General features: G+C 55.5%; 1 protein-coding gene. It reads right to left on the bottom strand.

The features are described 5' to 3' along the window. Nucleotides 1-229: 229 nt before the first annotated feature. Nucleotides 230-490, bottom strand: a 261-nt coding sequence (locus tag EN925_RS39090; protein WP_206633246.1) for a BBE domain-containing protein, incomplete at its 5' end; no start/stop codon positions are given.

A 490-nucleotide genomic window follows, 5' to 3' on the forward strand; every position in this document is an offset into this window, starting at 1 on the left:
CACCATGGCGATCCGGCTGTCTCGTTTGATATTTGCCAGCTTCCGACTTCCGGGAAAGCTGTCGAACACGATGTTGAGGTCGTTGCCCAACGTCACCTGTATGACGGCTGCCTCTGGAGACCCGTCCGGATGCACGGTGCTGATAGCCCCGAGCTTATGCCTAGGTGCCCGCGATCATGCTGACCCCAAGGGAACTTTCGATCAGTTCGCCTCAGTTTGTCGAAGGCGCTTAATGTGTCGCGGCCGAGATGTTTTGGTTGACGCTAAAAAAGTTGGTCGGGTCGTATTTGCTTTTCACTTCCGCAAGCCGTCTGTAGTTTTCGCCGAATGAGGCGCGGATAACTTGGTCCGCGGGCTCGCTCTGAAAGTTCAGAAGGTGCATTCCGCTCGAATGCGGCTCGAACGCATCATACATCGCGCGTACCCAGGCAATATGCCTTTCGCTTTCGGCCGGATCCACCCACTGCGCGGTCATTCCTATGTTGTATTC

The sequence above is a fragment of the Mesorhizobium sp. M7A.F.Ca.US.006.04.2.1 genome (genome assembly GCF_004022915.1).
Classification (GTDB): domain Bacteria; phylum Pseudomonadota; class Alphaproteobacteria; order Rhizobiales; family Rhizobiaceae; genus Mesorhizobium; species Mesorhizobium ciceri.